This is a genomic window from Shewanella sp. HN-41 (genome assembly GCF_000217915.1).
Taxonomy (GTDB): domain Bacteria; phylum Pseudomonadota; class Gammaproteobacteria; order Enterobacterales; family Shewanellaceae; genus Shewanella.
The window spans coordinates 68,708-89,364 of sequence record NZ_AFOZ01000028.1 but is presented as its reverse complement, the minus strand read 5'-3'; the positions used below and the strand labels follow the sequence as shown (position 1 = coordinate 89,364).

Sequence of the window (20,657 nt, the reverse complement as noted above, 5' to 3'; positions counted from 1 at the left end):
AATCTTGGTGTAAATGGACAATAACAATTGAGCGACATAAGCATTGCTGTATTTGCCAGATTTTCCAGTTACACACTGAAGTAAAATGAAAAAATATAAAAAATTATTAATAAATGTGAGCAAGATTACCATTATGGTCTTGCTCAATGTGTGAATGAGGGTTTTTAAGTGTGAGTTTTAACCGTGGCTGATAAAGGATGCCGTTGTCTGTTGCTCCGCCATGTCGTCAGTTAATGCTATCTTTGTGGCCACTTGTTTCATCGCACCTGTGAGTTGGCTTAATTGCGCTGGGGTAATGATATAGGGCGGCATAATGTAAATCAGATTTGCAAAGGGCCTAACCCATACACCTAAATCGACAAATTGCTGTTGCAGTAAGGCGGTATTGACCGGTGCAGTCATTTCTAATACGCCGACTGCACCGAGTACCCGCACATCCTTCACACTGGCGATGGTTATCGCGTCCCTAAGCTCAAGGTGCATTTGTTGCTCAATGGCGGCAACCTGTGAGCGCCACTCATTACGATTGATGATATCCAGACTGGCGCAGGCGGCCGCGCAGGCGAGCGGATTGCCCATAAAAGTGGGGCCATGCATAAACACTCCCGCCGGAGACTGGCTGATCCCTTGGGCCACTTTATCTGTGCATAGGGTGGCCGCGAGGCTGATATAACCGCCGGTGAGGGCCTTACCTAAACACAAAATATCTGGCGTGATATTGGCGTGCTCATAGGCAAACAGTTTGCCTGTACGGCCAAAACCAGTGGCAATTTCATCTAAGATCAGTAACACATTAAACTCATCACACAACTTGCGAAGGCCTAATAAATACTCTGGGCTGTAAAAACGCATTCCCCCGCCCCCTGCATAATGGGCTCGATAATTACGGCGGCAATTTCATGATGTTGCTCGCGTAATATGCGCTCCATTGGCGCTAAATCATCTTGGCGTAACGGCTCGCCGAAGAGCGTTTGCGGCGCGTCGACAAAACACTGCTTAGTCACGGCCTCGCCAAACATGGTATGCATGCCACCTTCGGGATCGCATACACTCATGGCGGCAAAAGTATCACCGTGGTAGCCCTTTTTAACGGTCAGGATCCGCTGTTTCTGTGTTCGTTCTTGCTGTTGCCCTTGCCAATATTGCAGTGCCATCTTGATGGCGACTTCGACCGCAATGGAGCCTGAATCACATAAAAAGACTTTGGTGAGCGGTTCACAGGTCATCTCAATCAGCTTTTTGCATAGTTCAATGGCAGGGGCGTGGGTAATGCCGCCAAACATCACATGGCTGAGTTGATGTAGCTGTTTTTCCATGGCGCCGATAATCTCAGGGTGTCCGTAACCGTGCACACAGGCCCACCAAGAACTCGTACCATCGACGAGTCTGCGACCATCAACGAGTTCCAATTCGCAACCCTTGGCACTGTGTACCCCAAAAACGGGAAGAGAATGGGTCATGGAAGTGTAGGGATGCCAGATATGGGCACTATCAAAGTCAAAATCGAGTAAATTGCGCATCATAGCTCACAGTGTTGGTGATAAAATCGCCAGTGGTAAACCTGTATCACTGGTTGGCGTTGACAGTTTAAGGGCTGAGGTTATCCTAGCCAAGGTAAAATACAAAAATAAAAGGGTGTTCAATGTCGCAGTTGCAAGTTCGTCATGATTGGAAGCGGGAAGAGATCGAAGCCTTATTTGCGCTGCCGATGAATGACTTATTATTTAAAGCTCACAGTATTCATCGTGAAGTCTACGATCCCAATGAAGTGCAAATCAGCCGATTGTTGTCGATCAAGACTGGTGCATGCCCTGAGGATTGTAAATATTGTCCCCAGAGTGCGCGTTATGATACTGGCCTTGAAAAAGAGCGCCTCTTAGCGATGGAAACCGTGTTGACCGAGGCGCGCAGTGCCAAAGCGGCGGGCGCTTCGCGTTTCTGTATGGGTGCCGCTTGGCGTAATCCCAAAGAAAAGGACATGCCTTACCTAAAGCAAATGGTGCAAGAGGTTAAAGCCCTCGGCATGGAAACCTGTATGACCTTAGGCATGCTCACCCAAGGGCAGGCCAATGAGCTGGCCGATGCGGGTCTTGACTACTACAACCACAATTTGGATACCTCGCCCGAGTATTATGGCGATGTGATCACCACTCGCACCTACCAAAACCGTTTAGATACCCTAAGCCATGTGCGCGCATCCGGCATGAAAGTCTGCTCCGGCGGCATTGTCGGCATGGGCGAGAAGGCCACAGACAGAGCTGGTTTATTGCAACAACTGGCAAATTTGCCCCAGCATCCCGATTCCGTGCCGATCAATATGTTGGTTAAAGTGGCGGGCACGCCCTTTGAAAAACTCGATGATTTAGATCCGCTCGAGTTCGTCCGCACCATTGCCGTGGCGCGTATTTTAATGCCAATGTCCCGCGTGCGTTTATCGGCGGGCCGTGAAAACATGACCGATGAGCTGCAGGCCATGTGTTTCTTTGCGGGCGCGAACTCGATTTTCTACGGCTGCAAGTTACTGACCACGCCAAACCCTGAAGAGAGTGATGATATGGGCCTGTTCCGCCGTCTGGGTTTACGCCCTGAGCAGGGCGCTGCTGCGACTATCGATGATGAGCAGGCGGTATTAGCCAAAGCGGCGGCCCATCAAGATAAAGCCTCGGCGCCTTTTTATGATGCGGCGGCGCTATAACCAACGACTATAACCAACGGCTATATCTCTGTGGAACTTGCGCTTCGTTAAATGGTGGAGCGCTTCTTCCAAAGGATTTACGGCGCTTACGCTGAGCAAGAAAAGCCTGAGCAAGACAAGCTGAGCAAGAGAAGTTGAGTAAGAATATGAGTTCATCACTCACATCAAAACTGGGTTCGAAAATACTTGCCCGTCAGCAAGCCTTAGCGGAACAAGGTTTGTTGAGGCAGCGTCTGGCACTATCGACAGAGACTGCGCTCAGTGAGGTCGGTCCCCAGTTTGGTTTAGCGGGTCAGTGTTATCTCAACTTCAGCAGTAACGATTACTTAGGGCTCACCCGTGCTCCCGAATTGGTCGAGGCGCTGCACCTTGGCGCTAAGCAATACGGCGTCGGTAGCGGCGCATCGCCACTGGTGACGGGCTACAGCGAGGCGCATTTAGCGCTCGAAACCAAACTGTGCCAGATAATGGGATTTGAGGCTGCACTACTCTTTAGCTCAGGGTTTAGTGCCAATACCACCTTGTGTAAGACATTGTTCGATAAGCAGGATGTGGTACTCGCGGATAAGCTAGTCCATGCATCTATTATCGATGGATTGCGCGACAGCGGCGCGGATTTTAAGCGTTTTTTGCATAATTCCACCGAAAGCGCCGCACGTTTATTAGTGAAGAACGCCGTTTCGGCCCTGATCACTGAGAGTGTGTTTAGCATGGATGGCGACATTGCGCCGATTTCGGCCTTATCCGCACTCTGCCGCGCACACAATGCCTGGCTGATTGTCGATGATGCCCATGGCTTTGGCGTTGTTGATGCTGTGAGCACTACGACTGAGTTTATTCCAGCTTCAAAACTTATCGATATTCAGATAGTGACCTTTGGCAAGGCATTAGGCTGTCAGGGGGCGGCGATTCTTGGTAGTCGACAACTGATTGAGTTTTTAGTGAGCAACGCGCGGGAATATATTTATTCCACCGCGCTGTCGCCCGCCAATGCAGCCTTGGCGTTGGCTGCGGTTGAATACGCTGAGGCCCATCCTGAGCTTAGGCAAAAATTGCAGAGCAATATCTCGCTGTTTAAGCAGTTGTGTTTCGATGCGGCCATTCCACTCCTTGGCAGTGACACGGCGATCCAGCCTTTGATTATCGGTGATGCGGCGCAAACCTTGCTGGTGGCGGAAAAACTAAAGGCATTAGGTATTTGGGTTGGGGCTATTCGTCCACCAACTGTGCCCGTCGGCTCGGCAAGATTACGTATTACCTTAAGTGCATCCCATAGCGAGGCGGCAATACGGCGCTGCGTTCACGGGATTGCGCAAGTGCTAGCCGAAGTTGCACTACCTAGGGTGTCTGAGCGTCCCGAGCGGTAAACCATGTTCGCGATACTGCTTATGACCGATGGCCGATGGTTTGATGATAGTCGCCCTGGCAGTGATGAATTAGGCTGCGACTAATTGTGGTTCGATTCTGATAATCCTGTTCAATGTCTTAATGTTGAGAGTTTGAATATCAGAGTTTGATTTTAAAGTGAGAATAATCTGTGATGTCTATGCCGCTTGGCGTTAGCCTTAATCCCCATGAGCCTGCGAGTAAGGTGGATCATATTGCGCAGCGCTTTTCCGCCGCCGCGAAGAGCTATCAAGAGCATAACTGTTTGCAGCGTTTAAGCGGCGCAAGTTTGTTGCAAGGATTTTCAGCCAAGGGCGCGATTCTCGATATAGGCGCAGGGCCGGGGACTGCATTTGCTAACAAGGCCACCGGCGACGATATCAGGGTTTATGCCCTCGATATCGCCTTAGGCATGCTGCAACAGCTTAAAGCGACTTTCCCTGAGCATTGGTGTATTTGCGGCAATGCCGAGCAATTGCCCTTTGCCGATGCGAGTATCGATAATATTTACTCCAATTTGGCACTGCAGTGGTGCCATGATTTTTCGGCAGCGACGAGCGAAATGGCCCGAGTGCTGAAAGTCGGTGGAGAAGCGCACCTGAGTATCGTAGCCGCGGGCAGCCTTGAGCAGCTATCGAACCTTGGCTTGCGGGTTAATGATTTCTTATCCCTTAAAAGCTTGCAAGCTGCCTTTGACTCCACGGATTGGCAACTTTTTGATGTCAAACTTGTGCCAATGACCGTCTATTTTCAAGATCTTAAAGCCTTACTCTATTCCATTAAGGGGGTAGGCGCATCGGTACAATCTTCAGTACAGACCGTCAATACTTCCGACCCTCATCCTCATTTGGGGCAATTGCGTGGCCGCCGAGATTGGCAGGCTCTACAACAACGCGCAGAACGATTTCGTGAATCACAGGGCCTGCCTTTAACCTATCAGATCGCCCAATTTCGTGTACGTCGCCAAGGCGGCTCGGTATAAGGCTCCAAGCAACGGTTTGGCGCGTGATTGGCGGCAGATTAACAAGGAAAAATCATGTTTTTTGTAACAGGAACCGATACCGACAGTGGTAAAACCTTAGTGTCAACCGCGCTCTTGACCGCCTTCAACCGTGAGGCTGCTCGCACAGGCGCCGCGCTCTTAAGTCTTGGGGTAAAACCTGTCGCATCTGGGTGTGAAATCACCGAGCTTGGTTTACGTAACAGTGATGCACTAAAGCTGATGTCGGCCTCCTCCCTTAAACTGACCTACGAGCAAGTCAATCCGATAAGCTTTGAACCTGCAATAGCCCCGCATATTGCCGCAAAACAGCTAGGCGTTAATTTATCCCCCGATGGGATTTTGGCAAAGTTGGATAGGCAGGCGTTTGCGCAGGCTGATTTTTGTTTGATAGAAGGCGCGGGCGGCTGGCGTTTACCCTTAGGGGAGGGGCGCTATTTATCCGAGTTAGTGCAACAGCTGAACTTGCCTGTGATCCTCGTTGTGGGGATGAAACTCGGCTGTTTAAATCATGCTTTATTAACCCAAGAAGCGATATTGGCCGACGGCTTAACTGTCGCTGGCTGGGTGGCAAATTGTGTCGTTCCGAATATGAGTGTGTTCGACGAAAATCTAGCCACGCTCAAAGAGATGATGACATCGCCTTTTCTCGGGTGTATTCCGCATCTTAAACAGGCGGATGCGGCGCATGCCGCCAATTTTATTGATATCCAGCCCTTATTAATGAAGTAGTGCAATTTAAGACAGATGTGTAATAGAAAACAGAGGCAATATCGCCTCTGTTTTTGTTAGTGTAGATTTAATTTTATGTGATTAAAATTTAACGCGATAGCCAATATTAAAAGCAATGTCGGTACTGTTATCCATATTGAAATAGTTTTCAATAATGGAGAACTCTATCGCACTATTATCTAAGTAGTAACGATAGCCGAGTAATATTTCATTCGAGGCTTTAGAAAAATCATTTTCGGTTTCGAGTAAGCCTTGGTAACGATGCAGCTCAATTAACCAGCCATGGTGCCCTGTGATATATTCGTAGCCGAGATTGATGGAATAGGCATGATTATCATAGCGGATCCCCGAAAGAACCTCATTACCCTGTCTAAAACTGACGGCTGCGGTAGAGTGAAAATGATGCTTTTCGTAGCGGAAACTGTAATTTAACTGTAAAGCTTGTTCAAAGGCCTCATTTTCAAAGGGGCCTGAGTCCACATAGTTATAATATAAACTCCCCCCCAGAGATAAACCGTGATATTGGTTCTCAAACACTTGATAACCAACATAAAGGGTAATTGCATTATTCAGGGTTTCCCCCGAAATATTGTGTTGATTTATCCCATCCTTCGAGAAAAGTTGATTCTGGTGTTTCCCCGCATCTTCACGACCATTTTGACTAAACCCAAATGCATCATGGAACCACATGGTCACTGAGTCTAAGTGATTATCGCCGCTAAAACGCCAATGATAGCTAGTGTCTATCATCCATTTATCATTGATTTGCCAAGTTAGACCGCCCACGAGGGTATTGTGGTAGTAGTCGGCAAAATAGTCATCGGTTTCCGCCCAAACACTGGCCGCACTGGCCGAGAGGTGCAACTCTTTTTGTCCTTCGGGCAAGGAAAAACCTGAACGCAGCATCGGGGTTAAACTGCCTGCTTGGGTAGGCGATTGCGCATAGGTCCGTAAGGGGCCGTAATCGCTAAAATTGACAGTGGTAGCAAAGGCATTAGGTGCAAATAGTAAAGAAAGCACGAGGACAGGTTTAAGGTTGGAAAACGGCATAGCTTAAATATCCATCTAGATTATTTATCGGTAACCTAGATTCGATGGGTTGATGAAACTTGGCATTATTGACCGATATTAACAATGAACATAATTGTTAATTAAAATGGCTAAGTTAACATATTATGAGTATTTAAATAAGCGTATGGCAGAGTAATACCAACGCGAGCCAAAACACACGTCCAATCATTGGCAGTGAACATAGGGCAAGTAAAATACCTATAATTAACAGTATCGTCGTCGGCTTACGAAAGTACGCAGCATTTAATGTGGATAAGTTCATTTTTTCTCTGACATATTCATGATGCGAAATATAACTAATACTGAATATGGTGAGCGCAATAGATGGATGTCCTGTAAGAAATAAGAGTCTGCAAATATTCAGTTTTTGTGAAGGGGTAATATAACGCTATGGAGTAGGTGAGTAAATCTCAGGAGAGTGCTAAGTAGGGGCAATAATTGGAACTGAAGTTCCCTATTTCTGTTAGACAAAATTAACCCTAGTTATTCCTAAGTAGTTATTCCGCAAATTAAGGTTATGTATAGAGAAAGATTAATAGTCTTGCATTGCGGCGAATATCGTAGGTAGGCTGAGCCAAGCATAATAAAAAAACGCCGTAAGTTCGGCGTTTTTTGGGTTTAACTTTTATCTAGCTTATTTTCCTAGGGCCAATCGTCGCTATTCCAGCGGTACAACCATGTGGCGGCGAGTGGTTTGTCATCCTTTTTCAGCTGTATACGCAGTTCGGCCACATTAGTGCTTTCGGGATCGAAGGTGACGAATACTCGAGCACCATTGATATCAGGATGGGCGACAATGCGAGTCGATAGAATTTTGCCTTTACTCATGCTGGCATCAACAACCGTTTTATCTAAGTCCTGCGCCTTGATATTGCTGTAATCGATCTGAAGCTCTTTACCTTTTGCCAGTTTTTGTCCCTTTGAGCTACGTACAATACGCGCTTTAGATGCGGCATTTGGACTGTCATTCGCGGCGGTAATGCGGTAGGAAAAATGATAGGTTTGATCCTTTTTAAGCCCGCCAAATGGCTCCCAATAGGTCACAATATTATCGTTAGTTTCAGCATTCGATGGAATTTCAACCAGCACCAGCTGACCCTTACCCCAATCATTGAGCGGCTCAATCCAAGCGGAGGGGCGCAGGTGGTAATTCGACTCTAGATCTTGATAGTCATCGAAGCTGCGATGGCGCTGGATCAAACCAAACCCTTTAATGTCTTCGTCACCAAAGGCACTGATCTGCAATTTGTTGGGGTTGTTTAATGGGCGCCATAGACGTTCACCATTGCCGCGATCGATTTGTAGCCCCTCTGAATTATGTACTGCAGGACGATAATCGGGTTTTTCCGGTGTGTCTAAACTACCGTATAAAAACATTGAAGTTAGCGGCGCGAGCCCGACATGGGCAATATCATTGCGAGGGAAAAGCGTGACATCCACTTCAACTCGGGTTGGCTCGCCGGGGTAAATTCCAAAACGATAGGCTCCCGTTACACTTTGGCTGTCTAAGAGTGCATGAACCACGATTGCGGTTTGATATTTCGAGGGACGTTCAACCCAAAAACGCTTAAACAAGGGATATTCTTCCCCCTTAGGCTGGGCGACATCAATGGCAAGGCCGCGGTTGGATAAACCGTAGGTTTGGCCCTTAGAGAGCGCACGAAAATAGCTAGCGCCTTGAAACATGATGAATTCATCTTTGGCATCATCGTCATTAATCGGGTAGTGGAGACGTATGCCTGCGTATTGACCCACCTGGGTTAGTAGCTTCTCGATGGCATCGCTGGGTACATCAAAGGAGGCTTCTGTTAGCTCAAGCGGGAAAGCGTGACTATTTTCTACCACATCGATATCGACGAGGTTTTTATATAAAAAACCCGGAGCAAATAGCTGGACGGAAAACTTTGTGGGAGTACCGCCCCAAATGGCAGCATTTTCTTGATAATTAATTTTGCCATAGGTGGCATAGTCTAAATCAATCAACTCCTTAGGTGCTTTTTTAGCCTCTTTAAAGGGCTTTTGAGCCAGCTGCTGGGCGAGGCTGATAACCGTCTCTTGGGAGAATGTTTTGGTTTTTTTAGCTTCATCGGTAGGCGTGGCAAAGGCAGGGCTCAGACTATGGGCGCCGATAAAACAGGCGAAAGCTGTGCCAAGCAAGCGCCTGTATTTATGAAGTGATTGCTTTGCTTTAAAAGCGGGATCGTGGTTTGGACGGTTGAATGTTAAATGCGGTCGCAAAATGGAAACTCCTCACTTTTATGATCGTAGCAATGCCAGTAAAGCATTTTTTGATCACTATAATCCTCAACGATAAATGGCTTATCTGGCAAATTTGCCATAGATGGGATTTGTTACTTGGAATGGATATCAGTTTCACTTTATATATCAAACTGATCGCTAACGAAATTAGTGCAGATGTTCCAGTGGTGCAAGCCTTTTCTTAGTTTTTAACCCATGCATAACATAATTAACGCTATATATGGACAGAACATCTGCATTAGTAACACTCAGCCTAGCATGCATAAAGTGTGTGGTAGATCTTACTTGAGTAAATGGGATAAATCGCTCCCTAGGGGGATAGGGATTTCCTGTTGTTCTCCACAGAATAAATAGGCTGGATTGTCACCTAAGAGCGATAGTTTATCTCCCTGGCGCCACAGTGCACTGCCTTCGACAATGCCGATGACTGGCGTTAGGGGATCGACACGAGTGAATTCGAATAAGCGCTGGGCGCGGGTTTCACCATTATGACCGGGCGCGCGGTAATTGGAATAATGTGGATTGAGTTGAAAAGGCACAATATTTAATGCGATGAATGAGGGCGGCTCAATAATCGGCATATCATTAGTGGTTCTGATGCTTAAACCCGCGATGTTAGAACCCGCGCTCCAACCAATATAAGGTTTGCCTTGACCGACTTCTTCACGAATAAGGTGTACAAGATCATATTTGTAAAGCTCGTGTAAGAGATGGAATGTATTGCCACCACCCACCATAATTCCATCGGCATCTTTGATCGCTTGGCGGGGATCGGGATGTTGGTGAATGCTGCTGATATCGAGTTGCAGCTCACTCAGTCCGGCGACGACTGAGGCTAAATAAGTGTCATAGCCCATGCTGACACCCGCATAGGGGATGAAGATCCACTTCTGGGCTTTTTCCGTTAGTGGTTTAATAAACGTAATAGCATGGTCAAGATAGGGAGTGTCACCGACACGAGAACTGCTCAGTAGTAAGGCGTTGATTGTCATTTTTTATCCTGAAATCCCGGGAGAGTGTCGGTATGTTAACAAAGATTAATCACGATAAACATACAGAAACCCACAGGAATGAGCCAGCAGCATAGGCTGCGCCTAGATTTAAGTTTCGATTAATCTACTGTCCCTAGACTCTCGAGCCATGAGAGACTGTGTCTAAATAAGAGAAAAATAACCTAATAGAAAAACTCTTTACTTTTATCACTTGAATTTCGATTATTTGGACATATTATGTCTGTAAGCAAAATGAAATGGCATATTCTTGCCCTAAAGGAGCTGAAATGAAGCGTATTTTTTTATTGATTGCGACTAACCTAGCCGTGCTGCTGGTCGCCTCAATTGTAATGTCTATTCTAGGCGTGAACACGTCGACCATGGGTGGACTCCTGGTATTCGCGGCGATTTTTGGATTCGGTGGGGCCTTTATCAGCTTAGCCATTTCCAAATGGATGGCGAAGAAAACCATGGGTTGTGAGGTGATCACCACGCCACGAGATAGCACTGAACGTTGGCTCGTTGACACTGTTGCCCGTCAAGCGCAGAAAGCTGGGATTAAAATGCCAGAAGTGGCCATTTATCAGTCACCAGAAATGAATGCCTTTGCAACTGGTCCGAGTCGAGACAACTCGCTAGTTGCTGTTAGCACGGGTCTGCTGTATGGCATGAGCCAAGATGAAATTGAGGGCGTATTGGCCCACGAAGTGAGCCATGTAGCCAATGGCGATATGGTGACCTTAACCTTGATCCAAGGTGTAGTGAATACCTTCGTTATCTTCGCCGCCCGTGTTGTCGCAGGTATTATTAACAACTTCGTCGCCAGCAGTGACGAGGAAGGCGAGGGTCTAGGCATGTTTGCTTATATGGCCGTTGTCTTTGTGCTGGATATGTTGTTCGGTATTTTGGCCTCGATCATCGTTGCTTACTTCTCACGGATTCGTGAGTATCGTGCCGATGAAGGTGCTGCGAGCCTAGCGGGCAAACATAAGATGATTGCAGCGCTGGAGCGTTTACGCCAAGGCCCAGAAAGCACGGCGATGCCTGCACAGATGTCAGCCTTTGGTATCAATGGTAAACGTTCAATGGCGGAAATGATGATGAGTCACCCACCATTGGAGAAACGTATTGCAGCATTGCAAGCCCGTTAATCACCCGTATTAACTAAAATGCCGCCCCAGATGGGGCGGCATTTTTTTGTGCTAAGGATAAGCGCTTAGCCTCGCGCTTTAATCCGCCAGTAGACCGCGACTACGCAACAGCGGCTCTATGCCAGCTTCCTTGCCACGGAAGTTTTTATACATCAGCATAGGATCATCGCTGCCGCCCTTTGACAGGATATTGTTATGGAAGGCATCTGCGGTGGCCTTGTCGAAAATACCATTTTCTTTAAAGGCTTCGAAGGCATCCGCCCCTAAAATATCCGACCAGAGGTAGCTGTAGTAGCCTGCAGAATAGCCGCCCGCAAAAATATGCGAGAAGTAAGTGCTACGATAACGAGGGCTGATTTCTTTAATCAATCCCATCGCCGTTAATGAGTCGGCCTCAAACTGCGCTGCATCCTTGGGGGTGGTATCCGTTAGCGTGTGCCAATCCAGATCGAGTTTTGTTGCCGCCATATATTCAACCGTGGCAAAACCTTGATTGAATTTGCTTGCCGCTTGGATTTTCTTCACCAATTCCTGTGGGATCACTTCGCCAGTTTTGTAGTGTTTGGCAAATTGCGCCAACACTTCTGGCTGGGTCATCCAGTTTTCGTTTACCTGTGAGGGGAATTCCACATAGTCACGTGGTACGGCGGTGCCGCCCTGCGAACGGTATTCCACGTTAGATAACATGCCGTGTAGGGCATGACCAAATTCGTGGAAGAGTGTGCTGGCTTCGTCGAAGGTCAGCAGTGCAGGTTCATCACCCACTGGGCGAGGGTAGTTTAATACGTTAACAATAATAGGTTTAGAATCAACACCATTCATATGGTATTGCTTACGGTAGGAATTCATCCAAGCGCCACCACGTTTGCTGTCGCGGGCGAAATAATCCCCCATAAAGATGGCCATTAACTTGCCATCTTTATCGTAAACTTCGAAGGTGCGTACCTCTGGATTGTACTTGGGTAAGTCGGTACGTTCTTTAAAGGTCAGGCCGTATAGACGGTTCGCTGTGTAGAACACACCTTTTAATGTACTGTCGAGGGAGAAATACGGGCGTGTCTGTTGCTCGTTAAAGCTGTACTTAGCCACTCGGATTTTGTCGGCGTAGTAATCCCAATCCCACGCTTGCAGTGTAAACTTGCCCCCTTGGCTGTCGATCAGGGCTTGCATATCCGCCACTTCCGCTTTGGCTTGGGCGAGTGCCGCTGGCCATACTTTATTCAGTAAGCCGTAGACATTCTCCGGGGTTTTAGCGGTGCGTTCTTCTAGGACAAAGTCCGCATGGGTTTTATAGCCCATTAACTGGGCGCGTTCGGCACGCAGGGCGGCAATTTTAGCGAGGATAATCTTGTTATCGTTGGCGTTATTGTTGTTGCCGCGTTCGATATAACCCTTGTAGATTTTTTCCCGTAACTCACGATTATCGGCGTAGGTTAAAAAGGGCGTGATGGAAGGGCGTGAAGTCGTAAATACCCATTTGCCTTCATGGCCGCGTTTGGTCGCAGTTTGGGCTGCGGTGGCAATCACATCATCGGGTAAACCGGACAGATCGTCCTTGGAGTCGATCACTAGTTCAAAGGCATTGGTCTCGGCGAGTAGGTTGTCGCCGAAGGTTAAATTCAGTTTACCGATTTCCTCATTGAGCGCACGCAGCTTAGTCTTATCCTGCTCGCTTAGGTTAGCGCCGCCGCGGGTGAAGGCTTTATAGGTATCTTCCAACAATTTGGCCTGTGACGTATTGAGCGCTAGGCTGCCTTTGGCATCGTAAACGGTTTTAACACGCTGAAACAGCTTATCGTTAAGCAGAATATCGTCTTCGGCGGACGATAGCATGGGTGACACTTCCTTCGAAATGGCTTGCAATGCTGGCGTGGTATCGGCACCCGTTAGGTTAAAGAAAACATTAGAGACGCGAGTGATGAGATCGCCAGAAAACTCCATGGCTTCAATGGTATTGGCGAAGGTGGGCTTATCTTTATTATCGACTAAGGCCTGAATTTCTTCGTGCTGCTGGGCTATCCCCGCTTTAAATGCAGGGAGGAAATGCTCTGGCTTAATTTTGTCGAATGCCGGAATTTCCATAAAAGTATCATAGGGTTTAAAGAATGGATTACTTGCATTTTCGCTGATGATCTGTGCCGACATGGCATTCGGCGCAGCGATAGCCTGCACAGCCGTATCACTTTGCTGGGCGCTGCAACCGCCTAAGGCTAAAGCGAGTGCGATAGCACTGAAGGTGAGTTTAGCTGCGCGCGGTTTGAGGGCTTGTGGTTTGAGTATTAGTCCCTTCATTATTTGTTCCCGTTCTGTCTATGGTGATAGAGGTTGCAATGGCGGATAGCCAGTAACCATTAAATTTATTTTAAGTTGTTTGTTTAACATGTATCGAGCGAGGGGTTCCATCGATTTTGTGTTTTGTTTGTAACAAATATTGAGTAACAGACTTTTACGCAAAGAACTATGGCAAACTTGGCGGTGCTTCTAAGCCTAATATGATAGCCGATGCTTCTCAGTTGCTTGTTGCACGTTCCTAAATCCCTCAAATAATAAATAGGACCCCTATGGATCTGCCTCTTTTTAACTATGCCAATAGCAGCAGAGCTTTTTCTTATTCAGTGTTAGCTGCTGCACTTTTTGTGTCGAGTCAAAGCGTTGCCTCTCAAACCGTTCAAACCGAAGCCGTTCAAACCCAAGCGCCGTCACTTAGTGCAAATGCACTCAAGGTCGCCGATTATGCGATCACTCAATACGATACGGCTATGGTGCAAAGCTTAGCTCAGTTAGTGAGCTTTAATACCGAGGCGGTAGCGGGACAGACTCCGGAGACTAACCCCGCATTTGTTGGCTTTAAGTCGAGTTTGAAGCAGCTGAGTAAAGCGCTTGGGTTAGATTATGCCGATCATGGTTATGTTGTGCTGATAGGTCTCGATGCCAATGCGGCGGATAATCAAACTCAAAAATTGGGAATAGTCACCCACGGTGATGTGCAGCCAGCCAATCCCGCACTCTGGGCACAAAGCCCTTATCTACTCGATACCCAATCCGAGCCCGGTAAGCTTATTGGCCGCGGCACCGAGGATGATAAGGGCGCGATTGTTACCGCCATGTATGCCATGAAAGCGATTAAAGATAAGCACATTAAGCGCGATAAACGCATTGAACTCTTAGTGTATTTAGCCGAAGAGTCCGACTGGGAACCCCTAAAAACCTTCTTAACCCAGTACACACCGGCACAGATAAATATCACTATCGATGCCGAATATCCCGTGGTGACCGCCGAAAAAGGTTGGAGCAAGATTACCTTTACAGTGCCCAACTTTACACTCCCCAATAGAGAGACTAAATCAGAGGCTTCAACTCAAACGCCAACATTAACGGCTTTCTCTGGCGGCTATTTTGCCAGCCAAGTGCCGCAGCAGGCAGAGGCTGAAATTAAAGCCGTTACCCCTGAATTACTTGCCAAGTTACGGGCAAGCGCCACGCATCAACAGGGGATGAAGTATCGCTTCGAACATAGCTGCGCCAACAGCCAATGTGATGTGCATATTTTTGCCGATGGCAAGGCGGCTCACTCTTCGACGCCGGAAGATGGTGTCAACGCCGTAACTCACTTAGCGGCTTTGCTTGAACCACACTCTTGGCCAAAAACGACCGCTTCTTTAACCCTTGCCGCCATGAATGAGTTAGTTGGGCTCGGGATTTATGCCGAGCAGTTTGGTGATTTGGCCTATAAAGATGACTTTATGGGCGCATTGACGCTAGCGCCGACAGTCGTTGCGCAGACACTCAAGGGCACTGAAGTCACCATTAATTTGCGCCGCCCAATCGGTAAGACCCCAGAGCTACTGTCTGCCCAAGCGCTGGAGGCATTAACAAAGTGGCAGGATAAACATCAGGTGAAACTGAGCGATATTGAAAGCTACTGGGGTGAGCCTATGGTGATGAAGGATGCGCCGCAGCAACAAACTCTGCTCGACGTGTTTGCTCACTTTACTGGCATAGCCGACCCTAAACCCGTTGCCATTGGCGGTTCAACCAACAGTAAACTGTTCCCCAATGCCTTAAGTTTCGGCCCCGCCATGCCGGGCGTGGAATACACAGGCCATACCGAAAAAGAGTTCATCACCCATAAGCAATTTATGCTGAACTTGAAAATGTACACAGCGGCATTTATCGAGCTATCGGCGGCGAAATAGTACTCTTTGTGAAAGTGATTTTGGGATGACACAAAAGTGTAGGAGAGTAATTAAAGTCTGATATCAAGTATTAAGCCAAGCATTAAGGCTTAACACGACAATGGCGGCTAAATCTTTGATTTCCGCCATTCCAATTCAAAATGCCACAAAGATTCAAAGCTAGTGAGATATTGTCAGTTGTGCTGCATGAGTTGTCATTGTTTCCCCAGTGACTCGCCGCCCTTTTATTTCACAACAAGTGTCCATATAGGCTCGACGGCGGCATTTATGCCGCCAACGGTCACTGGTGCAACAATGACAATTTTAGGTAAATTCTCAATATCCATGCCAGTCCTAAAAAGTTATTGCCCGAAAGCAAGACAGTTGAGCTACGCGCATTACGCATTAATTGACATTGCTTCCCCAGTGACACGCCATAAACTCGTCCCTGAGGGCTCGACGGCGGCATCCATGCCGCCAACGGTCACTGTTGCAACAATGCCAATCTTAACTACCCCTCTAGCTGTTCGTTTAGCTAAAAAGCTATTGCCCCAACGGCTCAAAGATTAGCCCTGTGTTGTCTGATAACTAGAGATACAAAAAGTAATAGATACTAAAAAGTAAGACCTAACCATGAGGGATTGCAAACATCGTTACAGTGAATCAGACTTGCCTAGTCTGATTCACGCGCGAACGCGATCATTTTCATGAGCTTTGGGCTAACAAATCTTTGCCTCATTCCGTGTTTCAGCTCGTTAGCTTAATCAAAAACTCCCGCTCCTGTTACCATACAAACTCTCGTCTTTTTTCCTAATGTTTGATCCTGCCGTAAATCGCCTAACAATGTATGGGTATACAGTCGTATTTAAATTTAGGTATTGGGGGATGATTTGAAGACAAGAACAGTGCGCACTAACTCCATCAGCAACAAATAAAACTCTATAAAATCAGGTGACTATAGTCGCTGACTTTTAGTTAATAGGTTTGGAAAACGCGCATGCGCGTTTTTCCAGATGGTTTATTTGGCAGAAAGCTGATAAGTTCTTTGCATACAAATAGTTAACCGTGCGCGTTTTCACAGGTCCAACGAGGTAAACGCGCATGCGCACGAATAAAATGTTAGCCTATCCCAGTAAACAGAGATTAGTGGGTTGTATGGAAACTGAAAATACATCAAGAAGCTTTATTGCAAGCAAACCTAGAACAGATTTTTGGCTACTTTTTAAAGTTGCTTCATATGACAGGTTAGTGCAAATGCAGAAAGGACTTATCTACATGAATAGTCTCGAGTACTTTTCAAGTTTAAAAGATGAGGAGAGTCTAGCTTTGCGAGCTGATGAACTTGAGAAAGTTTATGGAATACTTCGAGCAGGCAAAACCCCAACGGGTCATACCACGTTATCTTTGAAAATTCAGGATGAAGAAATTGATATGGGTCCCGAAGCGATTCTTACAGCTCATTTTCCAAGAGCTAAGAATACGATGTTATTTTGCATGGGAGCTCTGGCTGACGGCGAAGACGGCTTAATACCGGGAGAGGTAGATAATAAGATATATTTTGATAAACGATTTCTTGAGTTTGGCTCACATATTCTCCTTATAAAAAAGCCTTTGGATTTTTCAGAAAGAATAAACAAGGCAATAAAAAAGACATCTGGTGCCTTTAGCTCAAAGCTTTTTCATGATGGCTATGGGTTGGTTGAATATAAATCACTGGAGAATTTTTCTGGTCCAATTGGCCTATATATAAAAGATTCCAAATATTCGTGGCAAATGGAGTTTAGAATTTCATTTGGTGTCGAAGATTGTTGCCTAAATCCAAAAGGTGCGTTTGAGTTAGAAATTGGTGATATTTCTGACATAAGTAATATCATTCCAGTACAAGCACTCATTGATGAGCCGTTTTGTGTCAAAAGGCGAACATTCATAAAAACTGGTGATGATTATGAACAAGTCAATGGCTAACAAGACGCATCACTCGCGGCCTTTAGCCGCTGGGACGTCAAACGCTAACGCGTTTTTCCGCCCGTGTGCTTAGCGTTAGCAGGCTTAAATATGCCATGGATTGAATTCGAAAAATCAGAAAATGAACTGGAAGAGATGTTCACTCAAATCTTCGAAAGTCTCGAGTGCGTAATATTTGAGGCCTACTCCATTCCGAATTTCGAGATCGAAGAGTTTGATTCAGTGGAAAGCCTTAATATAAATGCTGGCTCACTAATTAAGAGTCATGGCACTCAACTATCAATATGGTGTTTTAGTGTTATGCCTCGGCCAAGGTTTCGAAACATTGAGCTAAGAGAGGGTGGTAGTCGCCAAGCAGTAGATGGTTGCGGTCTATTTAACATCCTGCTTGAGGGCTCCAGCGAAAGCAGTACCATTTTTGGCAAAATTGGTTATTTCACTGAAAGTGCCGCAAAGAATAAGTACACAGGTTTAAATGGCCCAGAATTAGTGAACTGGGAAAATCACAAGCAGGCAGTAAAGTTACTAAAAAAGGCCATAGTGCAAACTGGCCAGCCTGCTAACAAGTCAAGCAAGAAGGACGCGCCAAAGCGCGCCTCTTCTTGAGGCGTTATCTCCATAGAAATTTGAATCCGAAACTGACGAGTTAGAGCAAAGGGGCTATCACGCTTTTGTCCCAAAGCGTGCTGTGCAAGGCTCTTAAATCCACAGGTTACGCTAATGCCTCAAAGGTGAGCCATGGTGATTGGCGAGACGACCGTCCGCCCCATGGACGGGGCGGTCGAGCATCCCAGGAGGACTTGCTGCGTGTCGTTGAGCAATACCATGGTTCGCCCTTAAATATGGTCTGCATTCAATAACCAAGCAATGATATTTGTCTTTCAATATTTAACGCTCTTTTGTCCCAAAGTGTGTTGCGTATGTCTGTTAAATCTACAGGTTACGTGAATGCACGAAAGGTGAGCCATGGTGATTAGCGAGGCGACCGTCCGCCCCATGGACGGGGCGGTCGAGCATCCAAGGACGGACTAGCTGCGTGTCGGAGAGTTAATGCCATGGCAAGCCTATATGAGTAGATACCAGCCAACACTAATATCCCAATAACTGAATTTACCTACATGTCTTGAAGTGAGTGGTGTTTAGTATGATATTGCATGATTCAGTTGCAGCGTCACTAAAGTAAAAAACAATGCAAATCAGCACAATAACTTTTCCACGCAATAAAAAGCCCTGCTTATACTGTGATGTATAGCAGGGCTTTTTTGTAGCGAGTTTGCATTAGCTGAGCGGAAGTACAAGCTTTACTCAGGATTTATAATCTAGAACGAATAGGTTATAAACCCTTTTATCTCATTGACTTATTTCACTCATCTCTTTCACTAACATTGGCATCATGGATATGTTAGTAACCTATGGCTTCGCTACCCGAATGACGGGGGTCAGACGCGCCAAAAATCCCTTGGTCGGTCACCATAATCGATTGGGTGCTGCCCATGGCGGACTGCACCTTCACTTTATGGCCTTTGGCCTCGAGCAGGGAAATGGTATCGCGGTTTAAGCTGGATTCGACGCGCAGCTCATCGGGTAGCCATTGATGGTGCACCCGCGCCGCATTGCTGGCTTCGGCAATATTTAAACCGTGATCTATCACATTCATGATGATCTGTAAGGTTGTAGTGATGATCCGCGAGCCGCCTGGGCTGCCAGTGACGAGGAAGGGCTTGCCATCTTTCATCACTATAGTGGGGCTCATGGAACTCAGAGGGCGCTTATTGCCTTCAACCGCATTGGCATCGCCGCCAACTAAACCATAGCCGTTTGGCACACCCGGTTTGGCCGAGAAATCATCCATCTCGTTGTTGAGTAAAATTCCCGTGCCTTTCGCCACTAACCCTGAGCCGTAGCTGAAATTTAGGGTGTAAGTGTTTGAAACGGCATTACCCCATTTATCCACCACCGAGAAGTGTGTGGTTTGGTCGCTCTCATAGGGTGCGAGTTTACCTGGTTTGATTTCGGCGCTTGGGGTGGTTTTATTGATGGCGATTTTGCTGGCGATTTTTTGGGCGTAGTCCTTACTGGTTAAGGCTTTGACGGGCACCTTGTAAAAGTCAGGATCGCCTAAATATTCGCTGCGATCACTATAGGCTTGCTTCATGGTTTCCGTCATCAAATGAATGGTTTGTGCGGTATTATGGCCAAACTTATCGATGGGGAATTGTTGTAATACATTAAGCATTTCAATGATATGTACCCCGCCAGAAGATGGCGGTGGCATAGACACAACCTCGTAGCCACGGTATTCGCCGCGCACGGGTTCACGCTCTACAACCTTATAATTTTTAAGATCGTCTAAGGTCATAATGCCGCCAGCTTCCTGCACCGCATTAACTAGCTTGGTAGCCGTTTCGCCCTCGTAAAAACCTTTAGTGCCTTTTTCAGCGATAAGGCGTAGCGAATGGGCAAGCTCAGGTTGTTTAAGGATATCATCCACTTGATAATCACTGCCGTCGGCTTTGTAGAAGATGGTCGCCGTGGTTGGCCATTGGGTCATGCGGCGTTTTAGACCAGCAAGGGATTGTGCAAGATCTGGCGTAACGCTAATGCCTTCTTGCGCCATTTTAATGGCGGGCGCTGCGACTTGGGCTAGCGTCATTGTGCCATATTTTTCAAGGGCTAAGCTCATCCCCATTACCGTACCTGGGACGCCCACCGCAAGGCCGTGCTCGCGGCTTAGTTTAGGCACGGCATCACCATTTTCATCGAGGAAAATTTCTTTCTTCGCCTTGGATGGGGCCATTTCACGGTAATCGATGGCGATGGTTTTGTTTTCTTTGGCAATATGCACCAACATAAAGCCGCCGCCGCCGATATTGCCCGCCCGGGGTAAGGTGACGGCCAAACTGAACGCGACCGCCACGGCCGCATCGACGGCATTACCGCCTTGTTTTAGGATCTCAACGCCAGTGCGACTGGCGAGTGTTTCTTGGCTGGCAACCATGCCATGCTTGGCCCACACAGGTTGTGCGGTTGCCATCTGGCTAAAAATTGAGGGTTCATCGGCAAATAAACTGGGTGATGACAGTAGGGGAAGCGCCATGGCTATGGCGAGAATAAGAGGTCTAAAAGGTCTTGTTGGACGCATACTCAATCCTGAATTTATTTTCATTATGGCTATGCAATGTGCCGAGAATTAGGCTTAATTGCAACCTTGTATATGAGTTAAGATCCGTA

The 20,657-nt window shown here is 47.0% G+C and carries 15 protein-coding genes and 1 pseudogene; 9 read left to right on the top strand and 7 right to left on the bottom strand.

Features of this window, described 5'->3' with window-relative positions; all coding sequences use genetic code 11:
* Window positions 1-177 precede the first annotated feature (177 nt).
* Window positions 178-1,520: pseudogene (gene bioA, locus SOHN41_RS11060) on the bottom strand (adenosylmethionine--8-amino-7-oxononanoate transaminase).
* A 122-nt stretch (window positions 1,521-1,642) separates the two neighbouring features.
* Here bioA and bioB point away from each other — a divergent pair.
* From bioB to bioD, 4 genes are all read left to right on the top strand, one after another.
* Window positions 1,643-2,695: a biotin synthase BioB gene (gene bioB, locus SOHN41_RS11055; protein ID WP_007648886.1), complete on the top strand. Its 1,053-nt coding sequence runs from the start codon at window positions 1,643-1,645 to the stop codon at window positions 2,693-2,695.
* A gap of 146 nt (window positions 2,696-2,841) precedes the next feature.
* Window positions 2,842-4,062 carry an aminotransferase class I/II-fold pyridoxal phosphate-dependent enzyme gene (locus tag SOHN41_RS11050; protein WP_007648884.1) on the top strand — a complete coding sequence of 407 codons (1,221 nt, stop codon included), beginning with the start codon at window positions 2,842-2,844 and terminating at the stop codon, window positions 4,060-4,062.
* Between the two features lie 173 nt (window positions 4,063-4,235).
* Window positions 4,236-5,063, top strand: a complete 828-nt coding sequence (gene bioC / locus SOHN41_RS11045; RefSeq protein ID WP_007648882.1) for a malonyl-ACP O-methyltransferase BioC — start codon at window positions 4,236-4,238, stop codon at window positions 5,061-5,063.
* Between the two features lie 54 nt (window positions 5,064-5,117).
* On the top strand, window positions 5,118-5,813 hold the full coding sequence (gene bioD / locus SOHN41_RS11040; RefSeq protein WP_007648880.1) for a dethiobiotin synthase: 696 nt from the start codon (window positions 5,118-5,120) through the stop codon (window positions 5,811-5,813).
* Window positions 5,814-5,894: 81 nt separating this feature from the next.
* Here the strand turns inward: bioD and SOHN41_RS11035 are convergent, their stop codons facing one another.
* The 3 genes from SOHN41_RS11035 to pepE all read right to left on the bottom strand — a co-directional run bounded on the left by SOHN41_RS11035 (window position 5,895) and on the right by pepE (window position 10,135).
* A complete protein-coding gene (locus SOHN41_RS11035) occupies window positions 5,895-6,863 on the bottom strand; it encodes a DUF3187 family protein (protein WP_007648878.1) in 969 nt (322 codons plus the stop codon).
* Between the two features lie 663 nt (window positions 6,864-7,526).
* Entirely contained in the window at window positions 7,527-9,122 is a 1,596-nt protein-coding gene (locus SOHN41_RS11030) for a glucan biosynthesis protein G (protein WP_007648877.1), read from the bottom strand.
* Window positions 9,123-9,424: 302 nt separating this feature from the next.
* On the bottom strand, window positions 9,425-10,135 hold the full coding sequence (gene pepE / locus SOHN41_RS11020) for a dipeptidase PepE (RefSeq protein WP_007648873.1): 711 nt from the start codon (window positions 10,133-10,135) through the stop codon (window positions 9,425-9,427).
* 287 nt (window positions 10,136-10,422) lie between these two features.
* Between pepE and htpX the strand changes: the two genes are divergently transcribed.
* Window positions 10,423-11,286 (top strand): protease HtpX, encoded by an 864-nt coding sequence (gene htpX / locus SOHN41_RS11015; protein WP_007648871.1) that lies wholly within the window; start codon window positions 10,423-10,425, stop codon window positions 11,284-11,286.
* Between the two features lie 78 nt (window positions 11,287-11,364).
* Here the strand turns inward: htpX and SOHN41_RS11010 are convergent, their stop codons facing one another.
* Entirely contained in the window at window positions 11,365-13,578 is a 2,214-nt protein-coding gene (locus SOHN41_RS11010; protein ID WP_007648869.1) for a M3 family metallopeptidase, read from the bottom strand.
* A gap of 269 nt (window positions 13,579-13,847) precedes the next feature.
* Between SOHN41_RS11010 and SOHN41_RS11005 the strand changes: the two genes are divergently transcribed.
* Window positions 13,848-15,482: a dipeptidase gene (locus tag SOHN41_RS11005; protein ID WP_007648868.1), complete on the top strand. Its 1,635-nt coding sequence runs from the start codon at window positions 13,848-13,850 to the stop codon at window positions 15,480-15,482.
* A 377-nt stretch (window positions 15,483-15,859) separates the two neighbouring features.
* Here SOHN41_RS11005 and SOHN41_RS20205 read toward each other — a convergent pair whose 3' ends face one another.
* Window positions 15,860-16,024, bottom strand: coding sequence for a hypothetical protein (locus SOHN41_RS20205; RefSeq protein WP_192825507.1), 165 nt, complete (start codon window positions 16,022-16,024; stop codon window positions 15,860-15,862).
* Window positions 16,025-16,562: 538 nt separating this feature from the next.
* On the opposite strand from SOHN41_RS20205, the gene SOHN41_RS11000 reads away from it, so the two are divergent.
* From SOHN41_RS11000 to SOHN41_RS20200, 3 genes are all read left to right on the top strand, one after another.
* Window positions 16,563-17,426 carry a hypothetical protein gene (locus SOHN41_RS11000; protein WP_007648863.1) on the top strand — a complete coding sequence of 288 codons (864 nt, stop codon included), beginning with the start codon at window positions 16,563-16,565 and terminating at the stop codon, window positions 17,424-17,426.
* 90 nt (window positions 17,427-17,516) lie between these two features.
* A complete protein-coding gene (locus tag SOHN41_RS10995; protein ID WP_037458890.1) occupies window positions 17,517-18,032 on the top strand; it encodes a hypothetical protein in 516 nt (171 codons plus the stop codon).
* A gap of 65 nt (window positions 18,033-18,097) precedes the next feature.
* Window positions 18,098-18,286, top strand: coding sequence for a hypothetical protein (locus tag SOHN41_RS20200; RefSeq protein ID WP_083820766.1), 189 nt, complete (start codon window positions 18,098-18,100; stop codon window positions 18,284-18,286).
* Window positions 18,287-18,828: 542 nt separating this feature from the next.
* Here the strand turns inward: SOHN41_RS20200 and ggt are convergent.
* Window positions 18,829-20,568 (bottom strand): gamma-glutamyltransferase, encoded by a 1,740-nt coding sequence (gene ggt / locus SOHN41_RS10990; RefSeq protein ID WP_007648859.1) that lies wholly within the window; start codon window positions 20,566-20,568, stop codon window positions 18,829-18,831.
* Window positions 20,569-20,657: the final 89 nt, after the last annotated feature.